The sequence below is a fragment of the Stenotrophomonas sp. SrG genome, from assembly GCF_050031795.1.
In the GTDB taxonomy this organism is placed as follows: Bacteria; Pseudomonadota; Gammaproteobacteria; order Xanthomonadales; family Xanthomonadaceae; genus Stenotrophomonas; species Stenotrophomonas rhizophila_A.
In genome coordinates this window covers 1-236 of record NZ_JBNBBE010001292.1, presented here as the reverse complement: position 1 = coordinate 236, position 236 = coordinate 1, and the positions used below count along the sequence as shown (strand labels likewise).

Annotated in this window: 1 pseudogene; it reads right to left on the bottom strand. The window is 66.1% G+C overall.

Annotation, left to right across the window (positions count from 1 at the left end):
* Positions 1–211: pseudogene (locus ACQG3P_RS23585) on the bottom strand (arginine decarboxylase); the annotation flags it as partial.
* Positions 212–236: the final 25 nt, after the last annotated feature.

Here is a 236-nt window from a genome sequence, read left to right as displayed (position 1 = left end):
TGCCCAGGATGACCGGGAAGCGCACCAGCAGCGGCAGCTTGGCCCCGGCCCCGCGCGCGGCGTCCACCACCTTGGGCAGGGACACCACCGGGCCGTCCTGGCCAGTCGGTCTCACCACCAGGTGTCCTGCCTGATCCACGTCGAAGTAGCCATCCGCCCAATGCGGAATCGAGTCGGTCTTGCGGGCTTGGTCGAGGGACCAATCGGTCATTGCAGTCGGCCTGGTTGGTAAAAAA